The sequence below is a fragment of the Novosphingobium sp. BL-S-33 genome, assembly GCF_056857025.1.
On sequence record NZ_CM166474.1, the window covers coordinates 2,599,038 to 2,618,855 of the forward strand.

Here is a 19,818-nt window from a genome sequence, read left to right on the forward strand (position 1 = left end):
ACATCATTCCCATTTCCCGCCAATCGCTTGCATCAGCGCTATAGTGGCTGTCTGCTGGTCGATCACCGCTTGTATCTGGGTCTGGCGCGCATTGAAGGCGGTAGTCTGGGCGACGATGACCTGCGAGTAATCGATGATACCGGCAAGGTACTGGTTGTTCGCGATGGTCTCCGCGCGGTTTGCGGAATCGGCGGCGGTAATGCGACTTTTCGTCACTTCCGCCAGGACCCGGGTGGCTATCAGGTTGTCTTCCACCTGCTGGAATACCGTGAGCGTTGTCTGGCGGTAGGTTGCGACGGCCTGATCGTACTCGGCATGCGCCTGCATGACCTGACCGTGGCGCGCGCCAAAATCGAGCAAGGTCATCAGGCCGGTAAGCCCCAACGACCACAGGCTCGTCGCGGCAGAGAACAGCTGCTTGACGGAGCCGCCATCCGTATTCGCATTCGCGGATAGCGAGATCTGGGGGAAGTAGGCGGCACGCTGGATACCGATGTTGGCATTCGCTGCCGCCACCCGCCTCTCGGCGGCGGCAATGTCCGGCCTGCGTTCGAGCAACGTGGCCGGTAGGATTCCCGGCGTCGTCGGCACCGTCGGCTTCACGTCGGTCTGGGCAAGCGAGAACGTCGAGGGGTTTTCGCCGATCAGCACCGCAATCGCATGTTCCAGCAGGCCCCGCTGGCGATCGAGATCCCGCCGGGTGGCCGTGGCGTTGGCGAGCGAGGTCTGCGCCTGATAGACATCCGAATGAGCGACGGTACCCGCGCTGTACTTGTTGGTCGTGATCGTCAGCGCGCGGGCGTAATCCTTGATCGTGGCGTCCAGCAGCACGCGCTGCTCGTCGATGCCGCGTAGCTGGACATAGTCGGTCGCAAGTTCGCCCTGTGCGGACAGGGTGGCGTTGGCGAGGTCTCCGGCGGCGGCCTGCGCATTCGCGCCCGCCTGCGTGACGGCATTACCCAGCCGCCCCCACAAGTCCGGCTCCCAGCTCGCGCCGATACCAAGGGCGAAGCGAGAGCCGGTGGTCGTCGTTGGATCTGTGCCGGAACTCGCACTAAAGGGCTCGGTTCGCGCGGCGCTGACGGATCCGGTGACTGTGGGGAACAGGTTAGAGCGCTGCACGGCGACGATCGCGCGCGCGGCCTCATAGGCGGCGCGGGAGGCCGCGACGTTCTGGTTGGTCACCGCGACCTTGCGCTCCAGCCCGTCGAGCACCGGATCGCCGAACAGCGACCACCACGCGCCGCGCGCGACATCGTCGCTCGGGCGGGCAGGGGCCCAATCCGGCGCCTCCTTGAAAGAGGGCGGGATGGCGACGGTCGTGGGCGGGTGATAGGCGGGGGCGAGATTGCAGCCGGCCAGCAGCAGAACGGCCAGAGAGGCGCAGGTGGTGAACGGCTTGCGGTTCATGCCGGGCCTCCCGGGATGGGCGCCGGATTTCCGTATAGCCTCGGCAAGCCCTCGCGAGGAGGGGCGCGGCGACGGAAGCGATCGAGCGCGAGGTAGACTACAGGCGTGGTCAACAACGTCAGCACCTGACTGGCGATCAGTCCGCCGACGATGGCGATGCCCAGCGGGCGGCGCAGTTCGGCACCATCCCCGAAGCCGATGGCGAGCGGTAGGGCGCCCAGCGCGGCGGCCAGTGTCGTCATCAGGATCGGGCGGAAGCGCAGCAGGCACGCTTCGCGAACGGCCTCGACCGGCGAGAGGCCGCGTCCGCGCTCCGCCTCCAGTGCGAAGTCGATAATCATGATCGCGTTCTTCTTCACGATGCCGATCAGGAGGATGATTCCGATCAGGGCGATGATGTCGAATTCCCCGCCGGAGACGATCAGCGCGATCATCGCGCCCACCCCGGCCGAGGGCAGGGTGGAAAGGGCCGTTAGCGGATGGATCGCGCTCTCGTAGAGGATGCCGAGCACGATGTAGATCGCCGCCAGCGCGGCGACGATCAGCAGCGGCATGCTGGCAGTCGATTGCGCGAAGACTTTGGCAGTGCCGCCGAATTCGCCGTGGACAGTGGCGGGAAGGCCGAGCCCGGCCTGTGCCTGCGTGATCGTACGCGCCGCCACGCCGAGCGACGAACCGGAGGGCAGGTTGAACGATATCGTGGCGGAAGGTTCGCCGTCCGAATGGCTGACGGCGGCGTTGGTGGAGCCGGTCGACCACTGGGCGAAGGCCGAGAGCGGTGTCATCGTCCGCGCCGCCGTGCTGACGGCATTGCCAGCGGCGACGGCCGTGCCGCCGTTGCTGGCGCCGTTGGTTCCGGTCGCCGCGGCCGCGCCGTCAATCGGCAGATAGATGTTCGCCAGCGCGGCAGGCGAACCGTTGAACTGCGGCGCCGCTTCCATCACCACATGATACTGGTTGAGGCCGGAGTAGATGTTTGCCACCTGTCGCTGGCCAAAGGCGTCGTAAAGCGTTGAATCCACGGTCCCCATCGGTACGCCCAGCCGCGCCGCCGCATCGCGGTCGACGTCGACGAAGGCATTGGCCCCGGCGTCCTGCTGATCGATATCGACATCCGTGAGAACGCCGCTCTGCTGCTTCAGGGCATCGACCAGCTTCTGTCCGGCCGCCTTGAGCACGGCGGGATCGTCGGCCTTCAGCACGTACTGATATGTGCTGTTGCTTTGCCTTCCGCCGACTTGGAGGTCCTGCACGGGATTGAGGAACAGGCTGACGCCGCTCACTCTCGCCAGCTTCGGGCGCAGCCGGGCAATCACTTGCGTTGCCGGGGGACGCTCTGACCGGGGCTTGAGCGTGGTGAACAGGAAACCGCCGCCCGCGCGCGACCCGCCGGTGAAGGCGATCACGGTGGCGACGGCGGGATCGCTCTTCACGATCCGGGCGATGCGGGTCAGCTTGTCCTTCATTTCGGAGAAGGAAATGCTCTGGTCCGCGCGCAAGCCGCCCAGCAGCCCGCCGGTATCCTGCTGCGGAAAGAACCCCTTGGGCGCGATGGCGATCAGGTAGATGTTGAGCACCACTGTGCCTGTCAGGAGCAGCAGCATCGGCCCGCGATTGGCCAATGCCCAGTCGAGCGCGCGGGTGTAGCGGGCAAGGGCCCAGTCGAACACGCGCCGGGCGCCGCGCATGACCGGGCCCTCCTGCGTTTCGGTCTTCAGCAGGCGCGAGGCGAGCATGGGCGTGGTCGTCAGCGAAACGACAAGGCTGATCAGCACCGCAACCGACATGGTCAACGCGAATTCGCGGAACAAGCGTCCGACCAGCCCGCCCATGAAGATCAGCGGCACGAATACGGCGACAAGGCTGATCGAGATCGACAGGACGGTGAAGGCCACTTCGCGCGCGCCCAGCAGCGCGGCGTCCAGCGGCTTCATCCCGGCCTCCACATGGCGGCTGACGTTCTCGACGACGACGATGGCATCGTCCACGACGAACCCGGTCGCGACGGTCAGCGCCATCAGCGAGAGGTTGTCCAGCGAGAAGCCGGCCAGATACATCACGCCGAACGTGCCCAGCAGCGAGGCGACGACCGCCGCTGCCGGGATCAGCGTGGCGCGCCAGCTCCGCAAGAACAGGCTGACCACCAGCACGACCAGCAGCGTGGCGATCAGCAGCGTCACTTCCACCTCTCGCAGCGAGGCGCGGATGGTCAGCGTCCGGTCGGAGGCGACGGCGAGGTGAATATCGGCGGGAAGAGCCGCGCGCAGGCCCGGAAGCTGCGCCTTCAGGGCGTCCACCACTTGCACGATGTTGGCACCGGGCTGGCGGCTGATCAGGATCGGCACGGCCTTCTGCCCATTGAAGAGGCCCATCGTGCGCACGTCCTCTGGTCCGTCGGTGACATTGGCAATGTCGGACAGGCGGACCGCGGCGCCACTGCGCCAGGCGATCACGGTGTCTTTGTAATCGGCGGCGTGGAGCCCGGCCTGATTGGAGTAGATCTGCCAGCTATAGCCCTGACCGTCGAACACCCCGCGCGGGCGGTTGGCGCTTTCCGATTGCAGCGCGGTGCGCACATCTTCCAGCGCGATGCCGAAGTGCGACAGGGCGAGCGGATTGACCTCCACCCGCACCGACGGCAGCGCCGCGCCGCCGAGTTCCACGTCTCCCACGCCCTGAACCTGCAACAGCCTCTGCTGCACCACGTTCGAGACCGCATCGTAGATTTCCGAGGGGCTTCGTGTGGAGGAAGTCAATGCAAGGATGAGGACCGGCGCTTCGGCGGGATTGGCCTTGCGGTAGCTGGGGTTGGACTTGAGCGTTGCCGGAAGATCTGCCCGGGCGGCATTGATGGCGGCCTGCACGTCGCGTGCGGCGCCGTCGATATCGCGCGAAAGGTCGAATTGCAGCGTGATCTGTGAGGATCCGACGCCGGAGCGCGAGGTCATTTCCGAAACCCCGGCAATGGTGCCGAGGTGACGCTCCAACGGCGCGGCAACGCTGGAGGCCATTGTCGAGGGACTGGCCCCGGGCAGGCTGGCCTGCACCAGGATCGTGGGGAAATCGACCTGTGGCAGCGGCGCCACCGGCAGCATGAAGAAGGCCCCGGCGCCCGCCAGCATGAGCCCGATCGTCAGCAGGATCGTGCCGACCGGGCGGCGGATGAAGGGCGCCGAGATGTTCACGCCGCCGCCTCGGCTGGCCGTGGCCGCAGCCATCCGCGCTCTCGCCGCTCTTCCAGCACCAGGAAGATGACAGGCGTGGTGAACAGGGTCAGCACCTGGCTGAACACCAGTCCCCCGGCAATGGCGATGCCGAGCGGCTGGCGCAGTTCATGCCCCATGCCGCCGCCGAAGATGAGCGGCAGCGCAGCAAACAGCGCCGCGAAAGTCGTCATCATGATCGGCCGAAAGCGCAGCAGCGCTGCCTCGCGGATCGCGTCGCGGGGATTGGCCTGCCGCGCGCGCATCGCCTCCAGCGCGAAGTCGATCATCATGATGGCGTTCTTTTTCACGATGCCGATCAGCAGAACGATGCCGATGATCCCGATCACGCCCAGTCCCGCCCCTGTCAGCCAGAGGCAGAGCAGGGCGCCGATCCCTGCCGAGGGCAGCGTGGACAGGATCGTCACGGGATGGACGAAGCTTTCGTAGAGCACCCCCAGCACGATGTAGACGACCACGATCGCCGCGAAGATCAGCCAGAGTTCATTGCCGAGCGAGGACTGGAAGGCACTGGCCGCGCCCATGAAGCTGGTCGTCAGCGCCTCCGGCATGCCCATGCTCCGTTCGACCCGGTTGATCGCGCTCACCGCGCTGCCGAGCGAGGCGCCGGGCGCCAGATCGAAGCCGATCGTCGCCACGGGAAATTGCCCTTCGCGTGTGATGACGAGCGGGGCATCGGCGGTACGGATCGTCGCCACCGTCGAAAGCGGCACGCTCTGCGTACCGCTGACGGGAATGCGCAAGTCGCCCAGAGCCTGCGGATCGGCAACGCTGCCCGGCAGGGCTTCCAGGATCACCCGGTTCTGGCTCGACTGGGTGTAGATGGTGGAGACGATGCGCTGGCCGAACGCATCGTAGAGCGCGTTGTCGATGGTCAGCGCGCTGAGGCCGAGCCGTCCGGCCGTGTCGCGGTTGATGTCGACCATCACCGCGCGGCCATGGGCGAGTACGTCGGACGTGACATTGCGCAAATGCCGGTTGTCTTGCAGCGCCGCAGCCAGTTTCGCGCCCCACTCGGCGACCATGCCCTCGTCCGCCCCCTGAACCGAGAAGCTATAGGCATTGAGGCCTGCGGACGTGTCTATCGTCAGGTCCTGAACCGGGCGGAAATAGACCTGCACGCCGGGTATGTCCGCCACGGCGCGCTCGAGTCCGGGCAGAAGCCGGGACAAGCTGGAGCGCTCGCCCGGAGACTTGAGATTGACCAGCATCCGCCCTTGGGAAAGCGTGGCATTCTGCCCGTCGACGCCGATGGCCGAACTCAGGCTGGCCACCGCGGGATCGGCAAGGATGCGTGCCGCGACTTGCTGCTGCAGTGCCGCCATCCGCACATAGCCGACATCCTGCGGCGCGCGCGTGGTGACGGCGATCTGGCCGGTGTCCTGTTCCGGGAACAGGTTCTTGGGAATGACCCAGAACAGCAGGCCGGTAATCACCAGCGTCGCAGCAAAGACCAACAGGGTGAGCGTCTGGCGGGCCATGACACGGTCGAGCAGCACTGCATAGCGCGCCGAGATCCGGGCGAATCCGTCCTGTGTCATGCGCGAGAGGCCGTGCTGCCGCTCCTCGTGCGCCGGCCTCAGCCAGCGGGCGGAAAGCATCGGTACGAGCGTCAGCGCGACCACGGCGGAAAGCAGGATGGTCACGGCCAGGGTGACGGCGAATTCGCGGAACAGGCGCCCCACCACGTCGCCCATGAACAGCAGCGGGATCAGCACCGCGATCAGGCTGACAGTGAGGGAGATGATCGTGAAGCCGATCTCGCTGGCGCCGCGCAGCGCCGCCTCGAAGGGATTGAGTCCGTCTTCCACGTGGCGGGCGATGTTTTCCAGCACGACGATGGCGTCGTCCACCACGAAACCCGACGCGATCGTCAGTGCCATCAGCGTCAGGTTGTTGATCGAGAAGCCAAGGAAATACATCGCCGCAAAGGCGCCGACGAGCGAGAGCGGTACGGCGATGCTGGCGATGATTGTCGCGCGCAGCGAGCCGAGGAACAGGAAGATCACCAGCGTGACCAGCAGCACCGAGATCACCAGTTCGAAGCGCACGTCGGCGACCGAGGCCCGGATCCCGGTGGTCCGGTCCGTCAGCACCGTGACATGGACGTCCGCCGGCAACTGCGCCTCAAGGTCGGGCAGCGATGCCAGCACGGCATCGACCGTGCCGATGACATTGGCGCCCGGCTGACGGCGCACGTCAATCACCACGGCCGGACTGCCGTTCATCCAGGCGCCAAGCCGCACGTTCTCGGTGCCCTGCACGACGCTGGCGACATCGCCGAGCCGGACCGCCGCGCCATTGGCGAAGGCGATCACGAGGTTGCGATAGCTGGCGGCATCGGCAAGCTGGTCGTTGGCATCGATGGTCCAGCTGCGCGTCGGGCCGTCGAAGCTGCCCTTGGCGGCATTGGCGTTGGCATTGGCGATGGCGGTGCGGATCGTCTCCAGCGACAGCCCCCGCGCGGCAAGGGCGGGGACATTGGCCTGGATACGAACCGCCGGGCGCTGGCCGCCGGACATCGAGACGAGCCCGACGCCCGGCACTTGTGCGATCTTGTTGGAGAACTGGCGCTCGACAATGCCCTGCACCTCGCCCAGCGGCCGGGTGGGGGAGGTTACTCCGAGCGTCAGGACCGGCGCGTCGGCGGGATTGACCTTGGCGTAGATCGGCGGTGCCGGCAGGTCGGTGGGCAGAAGCGTGGTGGCCGCGTTGATCGCCGCCTGCACTTCCTGTTCGGCCACGTCCAGCGAGAGGTCGAGCCGGAACTGCATGGTGATGACGGAAGCCCCCGATGACGACGCGGAAGTCATCCGCGTCAGCCCGGGCATCTGACCGAACTGCCGTTCGAGCGGCGAGGTGACGGTCAGCGCCATCACGTCTGGGCTGGCGCCGGGATAAAGCGTCGTGACTTGAATCGTCGGGTAATCGACTTCGGGCAGGGCCGAAAGCGGCAGGCTGCGGTAGGCGACCAGACCGGCCAGCAGCAGGGCGACCATGAGCAGCGTCGTCGCCACCGGACGCAGGATGAACAGGCGCGACGGACCGCCCGATGTGGGCGGGATCGGGGCCGAGGTCTCCGGAGCCTTCATCCGCCCGCCGCGTCGCTGGACCGGGAAGTGCCGGAGGCATGATGGCCGTGCCCGTGGCCGCCTTTATGCCCGCCGTTTTTGCCGGGCGTGCCATGTTCACCGGGAAGCCGCACGCTCGCACCGTCTTCGAGGCCGTCCGCGCCTTCGGTAACGACCGTCGATCCGGCAGCAAGGCCGGACAGGATCGCGATGCGGTCGGCAGTTGACGGGCCGATCTTCACGGGGACCAGCTTCACCGTGTGGTCCGGCTGAAGGACGAAGACGAAGTCGCCCGGCGCGCCGTGGCGCACGGCTCCCACGGGCACGGTCACGACGCCGTGCAGCGTCTGGACCAGCATTGAGACATTGACGAACTGGCTGGGGAACAGGGCGTTGCCACTGTTGTCGAACCGGGCCTTGGCCTTCACCGTGCCTGTCGTCGTGTCCACCTGATTGTCGAACGTCAGGAAATGGCCTGCCGTGATCTGGGCCAGACTGTTCTGGTCACGCGCCTGCACGGGCAAGCCCGCGCCGCTGCCGGCCTCATGCCCGATCGCGGAGAGCTGGGCCTGTGGCACCGAGAACGTCACGTCGATCGGATCGAGCTCGGTCACCACCACAATGCCGTTGGTGTCGGACGGCGTCAGGTAGTTACCGATATCGACCTGACGGATCCCGGCCCGCCCCGTCACGGGCGCCTTGACCGAGGTATATTCGAGATTGAGCTGCGCGGTGCCGATACCGGCCCGGTCGGCCGCCACCGTGGCTACGAGCTGGTGTACGGTGGCGCGCTGGGTATCCACCTGCTGGCTTGCGATCGAATCCTGCCGCAGCAGGGTCTGATAACGGCCTAGGTCCACTTGTGCGGCGGCAAGCTGTGCCTGATCGCGGGCAAGGTTCGCTTTCGCCTGCGCGAGCGCAAGCGCGTAGGGGCGGGGGTCGATCTGCGCGAGGACCTGCCCCTGCCGCACCATCTGGCCATCCTGAAAGAACAGCTTGAACAGGGTCCCCGCCAGTTGCGTGCGGACAGTGGCCGTCACGACCGGCTGGACCGTGCCCAGCGCGGAGATGTTGACGGGAACGTCGGCGCGTACCGCTTTGCCGACATTGACCGCTGCTGCAGGGCGCCCGTTCGATTCCCGCGCTTTCGTGGCAAAATGCCGCACGCCCAGCGCGACCAATACCAGTGCCGCCAGAATCAGGAGGGCGATGAGCAAAGGCTTCCTGCGCTTGACGGGCGGTGTTTCGCCTTCGTAGCGCCCCGCCGGATCTTCGCCGGTTTGACCTTCAATTGCCATTCCCGCTGCTCTCCTCGCCTGCCGGTCGTGATGCCCGCAGTCATTGTCGGAAGCACGATCCGCCGATGCTTGGGCTCACGAACTTACATCAACATTACGACTGTCTGCCGGAGCCATTCGCAAACGGATGCGGGCGCCGCCGTTGGGCGCACGCTCCACTTCCAGCGTTCCACCGCAGACGGTCATAATGCGCTCGACGATGCTGAGGCCGAGACCCGCGCTGTCGGTGCGGGCAGTGCCGCCCCTGCGGAAACGGCGGCGCCCTGTCTCGTTGTCGTCGAAATCGATCCCGGGCCCGTCGTCCTCCACCACCAGACACCCGTTTGCCTCCACGACGACCCAGATTATGCAGCCTTCCGGGGTGTGCCGTACGGCATTGTCGATCAGGTTGGTGAGCGCGATTTCCAGCAATTCGCTTACCGCCTGCACCGGAGGAGGCAGCTCGTCCGGTAGTTCCAACGAAATGCTGTGGCGCGCGTTGTAGACGATGGAGACCATGGACTCGACAACCCGGCGCGCCACCTCGATCGAATCCACCGGCCGGCATTCGGGATGCAGACGGTCGATCGCGGCAAGTTCCATCAACTGGCGGACGACGTGGTTGGCCTTCTCGATATCCGCCTGCAACTGATCGCGCTGAGGAGAGCCGGGAAGCTGTTCCGTGTGCAGCGACAGCAGCGCAAGCGGCGTGCGCAGCTCATGCGCAACATTGCCCACGAATTCGCCCTGCTCGTGGTAACCCGCTTCAAGCCGAGCGATCGCACGGTTCGTGGCGTGGACGAGGGGGGTGGCCTCGCTCGGCAGCCGTGCTTCATCGATCCGCGCATCAAGGCGGGTCAGGCCGATAAGGTCCGCCTGCGAAGCGGCACGCCGGAAATTGCCTGTCACGCGCCGCATCACGACCAGCGAGACGAACAGCGAAGCCAGCAGGGCAAGCGGCAGCACCCACAGGAAATGGCCGAGGAACTCATCGACAACATCGTCCACGATCTCGTCGGGAACCGTGCGATCCTGCGCGACCACGATCCGGCCGACCGGCACGCCGCCGCGCACGAGAGGGCGGGTGAGAACGTCGTAGCGACCATGCCTTTCCAAGCCTTTTTCTCCGGGCCGGGGCATGTGGAGAATGCCTTCGGGCAAGGCCCTGGGGCTGCGCAGGAGGATCTTTCCCTCGGGATCGAGCAATGCGAAACTGCGGCCGCCCCGCCATGCCGAACTGTCGGAAATTCTGGTCGGATCGCCCGGCGCCTCAACCTGCCGAGCCACCTGGTCTGCGGTCCGGGCAAGCCGCGCGGCGATGAAACTATCTGCGGTGGCGGCAAGCGTGTGCGAAAGGATCACGGGCAGTATGATCGCCAGGACCAGAATATTGGCGATCTGCGCCAGCAAGAGCCTGCCGAACAGCGATCGCGGAAGCCATTGGCCCCTCATGCCGCGGACAGCATGTAACCGATTCCGCGCACCGTCTGCACTTTGACAGCGGCCAATTCTTCGAGCTTTCGCCGCAAGCGGTGGACATAGACTTCCACGGCGTTGGAACCGAGCGTGTCCCCGGCTCCGAACAGCTGATCTTCAAGCACCTGCTTGGGCACGACATGCCCACTTCGGCGCATAAGCAGCTCTAAAACCTCGATTTCACGGGTCGACAGTTCGAAAGGCTTGCCGTCGACTGTGACCTCCCGTGAACGCTGGTCGAGGGTCAGGTTCGCCGTCCGCAGCAGCGTATCGACATAGCCGCTCTGCCTGCGCAGGATCGCGTTCAGGCGCGCATGGAGTTCGGCAAAGAGGAACGGCTTCACGACATAGTCGTCGGCGCCGTTATCCAACCCCTTGATCCGCATCTCACTTTCGCCGCGCGCCGTTACCACTATGACGGGCACGGTAATGCGTGCGTTCCGCAGGCGCTTGAGCAAAGAGAGCCCGTCCTCGTCCGGAAGGCCAAGATCGAGGATGAGCGCGGAATAGTCCGTGGTTTCGACAAGTAACTCCGCATCGCCGGCCGTCGCGGCCCAGTCGCAGCGAATGTCGTGCGCTGCAAAGGCCTGTGCGATCGCGTTCGCAAGATCGGGGTTGTCTTCGACTACCAGCAATCGCATCCGACGCTTCCTTGTGGGTGGAGCACGCCTTGAACAGCCCGCGTCATGAAACCGACTCCATGGACGGCCCCGACTCACGAAAAATCAGCATATATCTGCGTGACGTCGCACACTTTGCCCATCCGCAAAGTGTGGCGTCTTCGTGATAGCGTCGAGATAGATTTCGCTTAACATCGCCGCCGGCTCCGCAACCGGATGAACACCCCGGAAAGGCCGCCTTCTTTATTTGCCCGAGTGCCTTATCGGCAAACCCGCAATTCGCCGAACTATTATCCGCATCAATTGCATGGGCCATCCGGCCTGTTCGTTCAAACAGATCTCTGGACAGCGCTCTCTTTCGCTGCTTAAGCGCCACCTAAATTGGGGCAAATCGTGCGATTGATTTGAGGAAATATGACGGGCGCGCTTGGTTTCGATGTGAAAAGGACATGCCCCGTTGGCGGAGTAGCGATGCCCCCCGGAGATCCAGTGTCTTCTACTGAATTTGCACCATGTTCGCTTCCGCATCACCTTCACAACGGCTGACAGACGTGAAGCCGCGCTTGCATGTGCCTGCCATCGGCGGGCGGCATCAGTTTGCCCATTTCCTGCCTGTAGCGTTTGAACTGCAGCGCCGGGGGACTTTCGACGTCACCATTTTCGTTCCGGATGCGGACGAAGTTGCCGACGTAGAAGACATGGCAACTGCCCTGGGATACCCTTTGCCAACCATCGTGACGATGGATCTTCCGACGCCACTCGGTCGGGGCGCGCCGCGAAAGCTTGACAAGCTTGCACGGCTTCTGGTCTGGGCACGTCGAATTCGGGCGGGAAATGCCATTCTGTGCGCGGAGCGTACCTCCACGCTTCTCAAGCGCCTGCCCGGACGATGCCCGAAGATCGTTCATATCCCGCACGGCGCGGGCGATCGCGCAGTGGGCTTTGAAAAGCGCTTTCGCTATTTCGATTATGTCGTGGTCGCAGGCCAGAAAGACCGCCAAAGGCTGCTGGCCGAAGGGCTGGTCAACGAAGACAGATGCGCGGCGTCCGGACCGGTAAAAATTTCAGCAAGTCTCCGCAGACATGCACAGGCACCTCGCCTGTTCGACAACGATCGGCCGGTCATTCTGTACAATCCGCATTTCAGCGAAAAGCTTTCATCGGCGGACAGTTTCACTTGTCGCCTGATCGAGGCCGTTGCAGGCGATGATCGATACAATCTGGTCGTCGCGCCTCATGTTCGGCTGGCCCAGAATTGGGACGATACTCGCCGAAAAACGTTGGAGGCGATGGCTGTAACTGGCCGTGTTATTATCGATCTGGGATCATGCCGTTCGATAGACATGACTTATACTTTGGGGGCCGATCTCTACGTTGGAGATGTCAGCAGCCAAGTCTACGAATTTCTCGTCCAACCGCGGCCCTGCCTGTTCGTCAATTCGCATTACGCGAAATGGAATGGCAACGCGGACTATGCCATGTGGCAATTTGGCGACGTCATTCAGCCGGATTGCGATGTTCTCGACGCGATTGGGCAGGCGTTCCAGCATCATCCTCGATTCAAGGGCGCGCAGATGGCACGCGCACAGGCTGCTCTGGACGGGCTCGATTGGAATGAGGACGGTGAAGCGCAATTTTCCGCCGCCGATCCGATTGCGAGGGCGGCAGTCCTCATCGAGAAAAGCATGAAAGTCGATCATGCGCTGCCCGCATCGGGCAGAGCCGCGATCCGGCTTCAGAGCGGCGACTTATCGTTCAGGTAGATTTGTCCTCCCTACCCGGACGCCGCTCGATACCCGCCGGTCCGTGAGTGTCAGAGCAGCGCCCGGACTGCATCGAGGGCTTGGATCAGGCGCGTTTCTCGCGGCAAACCGGCCAAAGCGCTGGTGATCGACGGAACTTCCAGACCTGTCGGGCAGCCGGGCGGTAGCGCATGAAGGAAATCGGCCAGCGGCAGCACGCCCAAACCTGGCAGCAGCCGTTCCTGCCGCGCATCCTGAAAGTATTCGTCGTAAAAGCTGACCTGCTTCGCGTCGCATAGCTGCGCATAGCCGATCTTGTTCTCGGACACATTGCGCAGTTCTTCGATTGTCCCGCCAGAGCAGAAGAAGTGCATCGCATCGACCAGCACGCTGGCGTTCGATGCCGTGGACGCTTCCACGAATGCCAGTGCAGCGGCAAGATCGGGAACAGGTGTTGCCGGCATGAACTCAACCGTAACCGGCATATCCCGTTCGGCAGCCAAAGCCGCAAAGGTCGAAAATTGTTCCAGATTGCGCACGGGGTCCGGGTCCATCGCGCAGATGTTGAGGCGCTCGGCACCCAGTTCGGCCATGAGATCAAAATCGGCTTCAGCATCGGCGATGTTTCGGCCAGGCATGATGATGAAGCCTTCCCCGAGGCTGATCTTTACCCCGTGATCTGCCAGCGCCTGTTTCAGCCGCGCTATACGCGGTCGGTCGCCGCGAAGCGTCCATTGCGGGTCGGTTCCAAGCGGTCCGGTAATGGGTGAGGGGGCCAGTCCAATCCGGGAGCACCCCACTTTTGCAGCAAGCTCCACGAACTCGGACGGCTCCTGACCAAGCACGCTTATGAATTCCATGCCGAATTTCTGGTCGGTCGAATCTTGCATGCTCGGGTCCTCTCCAGGCTTGAGATGCCGAGATTATGTTCACGGCCACCTCTAAAATTGATATCAATCTCAACACCTTGAACCAAGAACGCCGGTATTGATCCCTCCGGCGCCTCTGTTCTCAGATGGCTGATGGATTACCTTCGGCGTCGTAGAGACGATGCGTCTGATTGCCCACCGCCACGGCGCTCGCGCAGAGCGTTGCCGCCGATATCGCCACAGCGCGTTGCCGGGCGTCGCGATCCGTCAAGTCTGCGCGGCGAATCCCCGCGATTGTCTCACGGACGGCTGGCAGCCTGCGGTGATCCGCCGGCGGCAGACCAAGACGACAATTGGGAGAGTTGGCGTGACGGATAGTGACACCCAGGTGAAGATGGACATCAGCGACGTCGAATGGCGGCTTGGCCACAAGGTCGGCGGCGGCGAGCTTTGGGAGCCGTGCAACAAGACCGATATCCGCCGCTGGGTCATGGCGATGGACTATGTGAACCCGCTCCACTGGGATCAGCGCTTCGCACAGGAGACGAAGTTCGGGGACATCATCGCCCCGCAATCGATCTGTGTCGCGCTGGACTACGGTCACGGCAACAATCAGGCCTGCGTCGGCCGGATCGACGGCCAGCACATGATCTTCGGCGGCGAGGAATGGTGGTGGTACGGCACCCACGTTCGCCCCGGCGACCACCTGAGCCATGAGCGCATTTTTACCGGCTACAAGCTGACCGACACCAAGTTTGCCGGCCCCACGCTGTTCCAGCGCGGCGATACGATCCACCGCAACCAGCGCGGCGATCTGGTGGCGAAATCCTGCCCCACGGTGATCCGCTATCTGGCGAAGGAAGCGGAAAAGCGCGGCATGTATGCCTCCACCGCCGGCACGCCGCACAAGTGGACCGCTACTGAACTCGACGAGATAGACAAGATCCGCCGCGACTGGTTCCTGTCCAACCGCGAAGGCAAGTCGCCGCATTTCGAGGAAGTCTCGGTGGGCCAGAAGTTGCCCCGCCGCGTGATCGGGCCGCACTCGATCGCCAGCTTCACCACCGAATACCGCGCTTTTATCTTCAACATCTGGGGCAGCTTCTACTGGCAGGGCGTCGAGGGCGTTCCCGATTGCTGGGTCAATCAGGACATGGGCTGGATCGACGGCTTTTCGTTCGACGAGGTGGGCGCGATGACCGATCCGCGTCTGCGTGACGGCCTCTACCTCGGCCCCTCGCGCGGACATATCGACGATGGTCGTGCCAGCGAGATCGGCATGCACCGGGCCTATGGCTACGGCGCGACGATGGCAGCCTGGAATACCGACTACCTCGCATTCTGGGCCGGGCATGACGGCATGGTCCGCCATGCCAAGAGCGAATTCAGAGGCCCTGCTTTCGAAGGTGATGTCACCTACATCGAAGGCGAAGTCATCGAGAAAATCGAGAACTCCGAATGGGGCTTCCCGGTCGTACGGATCGAGGTGAAGATGACCAATCAGGACGGCAAGATCGTCGTCACCTCGGTCAACGAAGTTCAGCTTCCGTACTGAGGGGCGGCCATTGTCTTCGCACGATTTCGTCGTCGATCGCTCCGTCTCCATCGCACGCGGGCTTCCGCTCAGCGAGGAGACGGGGCTGGGAGAACTGACGCTTGGCGGCTTTCTGCGGGAAGTTACGACCCGCTATGGCGGCCGTGAGGCGCTGGTCCACCGGCTTGACGACGGGTCGCGCGAGCGATGGAGCTATTGCGACTTGTGGGACCGTTCGCGGGAAGTCGCCAAGGCGCTGATAGCGACCGGGCTGGGCAAGGGGGAGCGTGTCGGCGTCCTCATGACCAATCGGGCCGAGTTCCTTTCAGCCATGTTCGGGGCAGCACTGGCAGGCGGGGTCGCTACGCCGATCAGCACGTTCTCGACCCCGGCCGAGCTTGAATATCTGATCGAGCATTCGGCAGTGTCATATCTTCTTTTTGAGGAGAGCGTGCTCAAGAAGGATTTCCTTGAGATCCTTTGCGGGCTTGATCCGCAAATCGGGACAAGCGCGCCTGGCCTTTATGCGTCGAACCGCTTTCCGTTTCTGCGGGAACTCGCCGTGGTGGGCGGGAAAGGGAGGGGGGCTGCCCGCTCCTGGCATGGCTTTCTGGATCTGGGGCGCGCGGTGCCGGACGACCGGCTGGACGCGAGAGCGAAAAGTGTGGTTCCGGCCGATCCGGGCGCGCTGTTCTTTTCCTCGGGCTCGACCGCGCGGCCAAAAGGCATCCTTTCCGCCCATCAAGGCGTATCGCTGCAAATGTGGCGGATGGGGCGCCAGCAGGGGCTGAGCGACGCCGTGCGCAGTTGGACGGCCAACGGTTTCTTCTGGTCTGGCAATTTTGCGATGATTATCGGCGGCACCCTGTCGATGGGCGGATCGCTGATCCTTCAGCGCACCTTCCATCCGGCAGAGGCGCTGGATCTCCTTCAGGCGGAGCGCGTGACATTTCCCTTCGCGTGGCCGCATCAATGGGAGCAGCTTACGGCGGCTCCAAACTGGCAAGCGGTGAACCTCTCCTCGCTGGCATTCGTGGATACGGCATGTCCGATTGCCGCTCATCCAACAGTCACAACTGCGTGGATCGAGCCAAGGCACTGCTACGGCAATACCGAGACTTTCACGCTGAGCGCGGCGTTTCCGGCAATGACCACCGCCGATGATGCCGCCGAGAGCCACGGGGTGCCGCTGCCCGGAAATCTGATCAAGATCGTCGATCCCCTCACAGGGCACCCGGTCCCACTGGGCGAGAATGGAGAGATCGCGGTCAAGGGGCCGACGCTGATGCTGGGATATCTCGGCACGCCATTGTTCGAGACTTTGGACGAGGAAGGCTACTTCCGCACGGGAGATGGCGGACGGCTCGACGAGCGGGGCCGCCTTCATTGGCAAGGCAGACTGAACGACATCATCAAGACCGGCGGTGCCAACGTTTCCCCGCTCGAAATCGACGAGGCCATTCGCGCGCTGCCTGGCGTCAAGATGAGCCAGACGGTCGGCGTGCCGCATGAAACGCTGGGTGAAATCGTCGTCTCCTGCGTGGTGTTCCATGTCGCCGGCGAAATGAGCGAGGATGCGGTTCGCGAAAGGCTGCGTGCGGTGCTGGCAAGCTACAAGGTACCTCGCCGGGTCATTGGTCTCGACGAGCAGCAATTGGGTTTGACGGGATCGGCCAAGATCAAGACATCCGAACTCCGATCGCTTGCGGCAAAATGGCTGGCGAATGAAACGGCCTGACCATTCCCCATGCCGGTTGCGTGATGGCGGCGGAGACATGGTGAATCCGGGCGCCATCGCTACAGCGAAGTTCGGCCGCTGATGGCGACGTGTCGCGATCCGTCAAGTTTGAAGCCGCCGCGCCGTTCCATTTGATGAGAACGCCGAAGGCGCTTTGACCGGCACACGAAGAGATGGTGAGCGACAACCGCGACGCATCCAGGGAGGATTTCATCATCGACCTGAACCCGCGAGATATGCCGATCGGCGTCACCTCGCCGGGGCCTGACCTGCTCGGCAAAGTCTGCCTGGAAATCTGAAAGGATTGAGGTGTGTCCACGATTCAAACGGCAAACGGGACGATTTCCGAGAAGGACCTCGGCCGGGTCCTGATCCATGAGCATGTCTTCCTCATGGATATGGAATACACCTTCAATTATCGGCCCGATTTCCTGTCCCCCAAGACGATCGATGACGCGGTCTCGCGGCTCGACGACCTGAAGGCGGCCGGCTTCGATACGATCATCGATCTGACCGTGCTGGGACTTGGGCGGCACATGCCCAGCATCGCCAAAGTTGCGGCCCGAACCGGTATAAACATCATCGTTTCGACAGGCGCTTACACGTTCGATGCGGTTCCGGCCCCGTTTCAGTACTGGGGCCCCGGACTGCTCCACGATACCGGCGTGGAACCGATGGTCGGGCACTTCGTAGCCGACATCGTCGAGGGCATAGCGGACACCTGCATCAAGGCAGGAATGTTGAAATGTGCGATCGATGCACCCGGCCTGACGGGCGGTGTCGAGCGCATCATGCGGGCCGTCGGACGAACCCATGTGCTGACCGGTGCCCCCGTTACGGTTCACACTTCGGCGAAGCACGAAACCGGCCTCATCGCACAGAAAGTGCTATCCGAAGAAGGCGTCGACCTTGAGAATGTGGTAATCGGCCACTGCGGCGACACCACGGATATCGATTACCTGATGAGGATCGCCGACCGCGGCTCGATGCTGGGAATGGACCGGTTCGGCGTGGAGTTCGAAATTTCCATGGAACAGCGCGTGGCCACGATCGCCGAAATGGTCAGTCGCGGTTATGCCTCGCAGATGGTTCTGAGCCACGACTGCTGCTGCTGGTCGGACTTCTTTCCCGAAGTCGACGATTATAACCAGGCCATGCCCCAGCATCACTACCTGCATATTCACGACGACGTGCTGCCGGCACTCCGTAACGCTGGCGTCTCTCAGCTCGACATAGAGCGCATGTTGATCGCCAACCCTCGGCGCGTGCTCGTGAAGGAACGCGTGCCACACTGACCGATGGCTCGCAGGCCCAAGCTGTCGCAATCCGTCAAGAGTTCAGGGTCTGCCGCGCGGTAATCAAGAAACAATCAGGCGCCGCAAGCCTGTCAAGGAGAGGAACAATGAGCCCCGATTTCACTCTGCTCGCCGATCGCGAGGCAATTCGCGATTGCATTGCCCGCCTGGCACGCGGCGAGGATCGTCGCAGCGCCGAGCTGATCCGCTCCTGCTGGTGGCCCGAAGCGCACTTCGATTACGGCGTCTATTCCGGTGACTTCGAAGCCTATCTCGCCTGGGTCGTCCCGGGCGCGGATGCCATCAAGGACACGCAGCACCTGATCGGACAGTCGTACATCGAACTCGACGGAGACCGGGCGTCGGTGGAAAGCCACGTGTTTTCCTACCACCGCGTCGACGTGGGCGAAGGTGCCAAGGGAGGAGAGCGCGATACCTGCATCGGCGGTCGCTATCTCGATCGCTTCGAGAAACGCGGCAGCGAGTGGCGCATCATCGATCGCATCATGCTCTACGACTGGGAGCAGGACTGGGGCGCCGCAGCCGACTGGTCGAAGGGCGTGATGGGCTATCCTTTCACGGCCGAGCACTTCCCCGGCCGGGCCAAGGGCGATTTCAGCGAACGCTGGTTCACCGGGGCGGACGCATGAGCGCGCCGCTCACCGGAAAAGTCGCGCTCGTAACCGGGGCCAGTCGCGGCATTGGCAAGGGTATTGCACTCGTTCTCGCCGAACAGGGGGCAACCGTCTACGTCACCGGGCGCACCGTGCGGGAGGGCGACTACTACCTGCCCGGCACCGTCGGCGGCACGGCTGCCGAGTGCGATACGCGCGGAAAGGCAAGCGGGGGACGCGGTATCGCCGTGGCCTGCGACCACGGCGACGATGCGGCTGTGGCAGCCCTGTTCGAACGGATCGGGGGAGAGCAGGGCCGTCTCGACATTCTCGTCAACAATGCCTTCTCGCTCTCCGACGACCTGCTGGAGCCGAAGGGGTTCTGGGAGAAGCCGCTCTCCAACCTGGAGATGTGGGACGTGGGCGTGAAATCCAACTACGTCGCGGCATGGCATGGCGCCCGGCTTATGGTTCCGCAGAAGTCTGGGCTGATCGTCGCCATTTCCGGTTTTGCGGCCGTCACCTACACCTATGGCGTGATATTCGGGACGTCGAAGTCCGCCGTGGACCGCATGGCGCGCGATATGGCGATCGAACTGGAGCCGCACGGCGTTGCCTCGCTCACGCTCTGGCAGGGGCTGACGCTTACCGAGAAGGCGAAGGACAATCTGGCGAAGATGGGCGACCAGATGACCACCTCGATCACGCAGATGCATGGCAGCAGCGTGGAGCATCCGGGACGGGTCATCGCCGCGCTGGCCGCCGATCCGGAGATCATGAAGCGTTCGGGCGGCGAGTTCGTCACTGCCGAATTGGCGCAGGAATATGGCCTCACCGATGTCGACGGGCAGGTGATCCAGTCCGCCCGCGCCACGCGCGGATCGCCGGTGTGGAAGCCGATCGCGGCGACTACCGATGCCCGATGAGCATTTTGTAGAAGGCAGGAAA

14 protein-coding genes are annotated in these 19,818 nt (G+C 63.7%); 7 read left to right on the top strand and 7 right to left on the bottom strand.

What is annotated here, in order from left to right; translation table 11 throughout:
* Positions 1 to 3: 3 nt before the first annotated feature.
* The 6 genes from AC1VVM_RS12195 to AC1VVM_RS12220 all read right to left on the bottom strand — a co-directional run bounded on the left by AC1VVM_RS12195 (position 4) and on the right by AC1VVM_RS12220 (position 11,099).
* Positions 4 to 1,410 (bottom strand): efflux transporter outer membrane subunit, encoded by a 1,407-nt coding sequence (locus AC1VVM_RS12195; protein WP_482904126.1) that lies wholly within the window; start codon positions 1,408 to 1,410, stop codon positions 4 to 6.
* Positions 1,407 to 4,595: an efflux RND transporter permease subunit gene (locus tag AC1VVM_RS12200; protein ID WP_482956347.1), complete on the bottom strand. Its 3,189-nt coding sequence runs from the start codon at positions 4,593 to 4,595 to the stop codon at positions 1,407 to 1,409. Before AC1VVM_RS12200 ends, AC1VVM_RS12195 begins: the two co-directional genes overlap by 4 nt.
* Positions 4,592 to 7,726 carry an efflux RND transporter permease subunit gene (locus AC1VVM_RS12205; RefSeq protein WP_482904127.1) on the bottom strand — a complete coding sequence of 1,045 codons (3,135 nt, stop codon included), beginning with the start codon at positions 7,724 to 7,726 and terminating at the stop codon, positions 4,592 to 4,594. The genes AC1VVM_RS12200 and AC1VVM_RS12205 overlap by 4 nt, the downstream gene beginning before the upstream one ends.
* Positions 7,723 to 9,003, bottom strand: coding sequence for an efflux RND transporter periplasmic adaptor subunit (locus tag AC1VVM_RS12210; RefSeq protein WP_482904128.1), 1,281 nt, complete (start codon positions 9,001 to 9,003; stop codon positions 7,723 to 7,725). The genes AC1VVM_RS12205 and AC1VVM_RS12210 overlap by 4 nt, the downstream gene beginning before the upstream one ends.
* Positions 9,004 to 9,078: 75 nt before the next feature.
* Positions 9,079 to 10,434, bottom strand: a complete 1,356-nt coding sequence (locus AC1VVM_RS12215) for a sensor histidine kinase (protein WP_482904129.1) — start codon at positions 10,432 to 10,434, stop codon at positions 9,079 to 9,081.
* Positions 10,431 to 11,099, bottom strand: a complete 669-nt coding sequence (locus AC1VVM_RS12220) for a response regulator (protein ID WP_482904130.1) — start codon at positions 11,097 to 11,099, stop codon at positions 10,431 to 10,433. Before AC1VVM_RS12220 ends, AC1VVM_RS12215 begins: the two co-directional genes overlap by 4 nt.
* 491 nt (positions 11,100 to 11,590) lie before the next feature.
* Between AC1VVM_RS12220 and AC1VVM_RS12225 the strand changes: the two genes are divergently transcribed.
* Entirely contained in the window at positions 11,591 to 12,841 is a 1,251-nt protein-coding gene (locus AC1VVM_RS12225; RefSeq protein WP_482904131.1) for a glycosyl transferase, read from the top strand.
* Positions 12,842 to 12,891: 50 nt separating this feature from the next.
* Here AC1VVM_RS12225 and AC1VVM_RS12230 read toward each other — a convergent pair whose 3' ends face one another.
* Positions 12,892 to 13,710: a sugar phosphate isomerase/epimerase family protein gene (locus AC1VVM_RS12230; RefSeq protein ID WP_482904132.1), complete on the bottom strand. Its 819-nt coding sequence runs from the start codon at positions 13,708 to 13,710 to the stop codon at positions 12,892 to 12,894.
* 346 nt (positions 13,711 to 14,056) lie between these two features.
* On the opposite strand from AC1VVM_RS12230, the gene AC1VVM_RS12235 reads away from it, so the two are divergent.
* The 6 genes from AC1VVM_RS12235 (at position 14,057) to AC1VVM_RS12260 (ending at position 19,796) form a co-directional block, all read left to right on the top strand.
* Positions 14,057 to 15,244: an FAS1-like dehydratase domain-containing protein gene (locus AC1VVM_RS12235; protein ID WP_482904133.1), complete on the top strand. Its 1,188-nt coding sequence runs from the start codon at positions 14,057 to 14,059 to the stop codon at positions 15,242 to 15,244.
* A gap of 10 nt (positions 15,245 to 15,254) precedes the next feature.
* Positions 15,255 to 16,961, top strand: coding sequence for a class I adenylate-forming enzyme family protein (locus AC1VVM_RS12240; RefSeq protein WP_482904134.1), 1,707 nt, complete (start codon positions 15,255 to 15,257; stop codon positions 16,959 to 16,961).
* A gap of 176 nt (positions 16,962 to 17,137) precedes the next feature.
* Positions 17,138 to 17,260: a hypothetical protein gene (locus AC1VVM_RS12245; protein WP_482955106.1), complete on the top strand. Its 123-nt coding sequence runs from the start codon at positions 17,138 to 17,140 to the stop codon at positions 17,258 to 17,260.
* A 12-nt stretch (positions 17,261 to 17,272) separates the two neighbouring features.
* A complete protein-coding gene (locus tag AC1VVM_RS12250; RefSeq protein WP_482955107.1) occupies positions 17,273 to 18,256 on the top strand; it encodes a phosphotriesterase family protein in 984 nt (327 codons plus the stop codon).
* A gap of 107 nt (positions 18,257 to 18,363) precedes the next feature.
* Positions 18,364 to 18,906, top strand: coding sequence for a nuclear transport factor 2 family protein (locus AC1VVM_RS12255; protein WP_482904137.1), 543 nt, complete (start codon positions 18,364 to 18,366; stop codon positions 18,904 to 18,906).
* Entirely contained in the window at positions 18,903 to 19,796 is an 894-nt protein-coding gene (locus tag AC1VVM_RS12260) for an SDR family NAD(P)-dependent oxidoreductase (protein WP_482904138.1), read from the top strand. Before AC1VVM_RS12255 ends, AC1VVM_RS12260 begins: the two co-directional genes overlap by 4 nt.
* The last annotated feature ends 22 nt before the right edge of the window (positions 19,797 to 19,818 follow it).

Coding starts and splice junctions, on each gene's coding strand:
- AC1VVM_RS12195 (WP_482904126.1), bottom strand. CDS start 1,410: ATGAACCGCAAGCCGTTCACCACCTGCGCCTCTCTGGCCGTTCTGCTG.
- AC1VVM_RS12255 (WP_482904137.1), top strand. CDS start 18,364: ATGAGCCCCGATTTCACTCTGCTCGCCGATCGCGAGGCAATTCGCGAT.
- AC1VVM_RS12260 (WP_482904138.1), top strand. CDS start 18,903: ATGAGCGCGCCGCTCACCGGAAAAGTCGCGCTCGTAACCGGGGCCAGT.
- AC1VVM_RS12210 (WP_482904128.1), bottom strand. CDS start 9,003: ATGGCAATTGAAGGTCAAACCGGCGAAGATCCGGCGGGGCGCTACGAA.
- AC1VVM_RS12205 (WP_482904127.1), bottom strand. CDS start 7,726: ATGAAGGCTCCGGAGACCTCGGCCCCGATCCCGCCCACATCGGGCGGT.
- AC1VVM_RS12215 (WP_482904129.1), bottom strand. CDS start 10,434: ATGAGGGGCCAATGGCTTCCGCGATCGCTGTTCGGCAGGCTCTTGCTG.
- AC1VVM_RS12225 (WP_482904131.1), top strand. CDS start 11,591: ATGTTCGCTTCCGCATCACCTTCACAACGGCTGACAGACGTGAAGCCG.
- AC1VVM_RS12230 (WP_482904132.1), bottom strand. CDS start 13,710: ATGCAAGATTCGACCGACCAGAAATTCGGCATGGAATTCATAAGCGTG.
- AC1VVM_RS12220 (WP_482904130.1), bottom strand. CDS start 11,099: ATGCGATTGCTGGTAGTCGAAGACAACCCCGATCTTGCGAACGCGATC.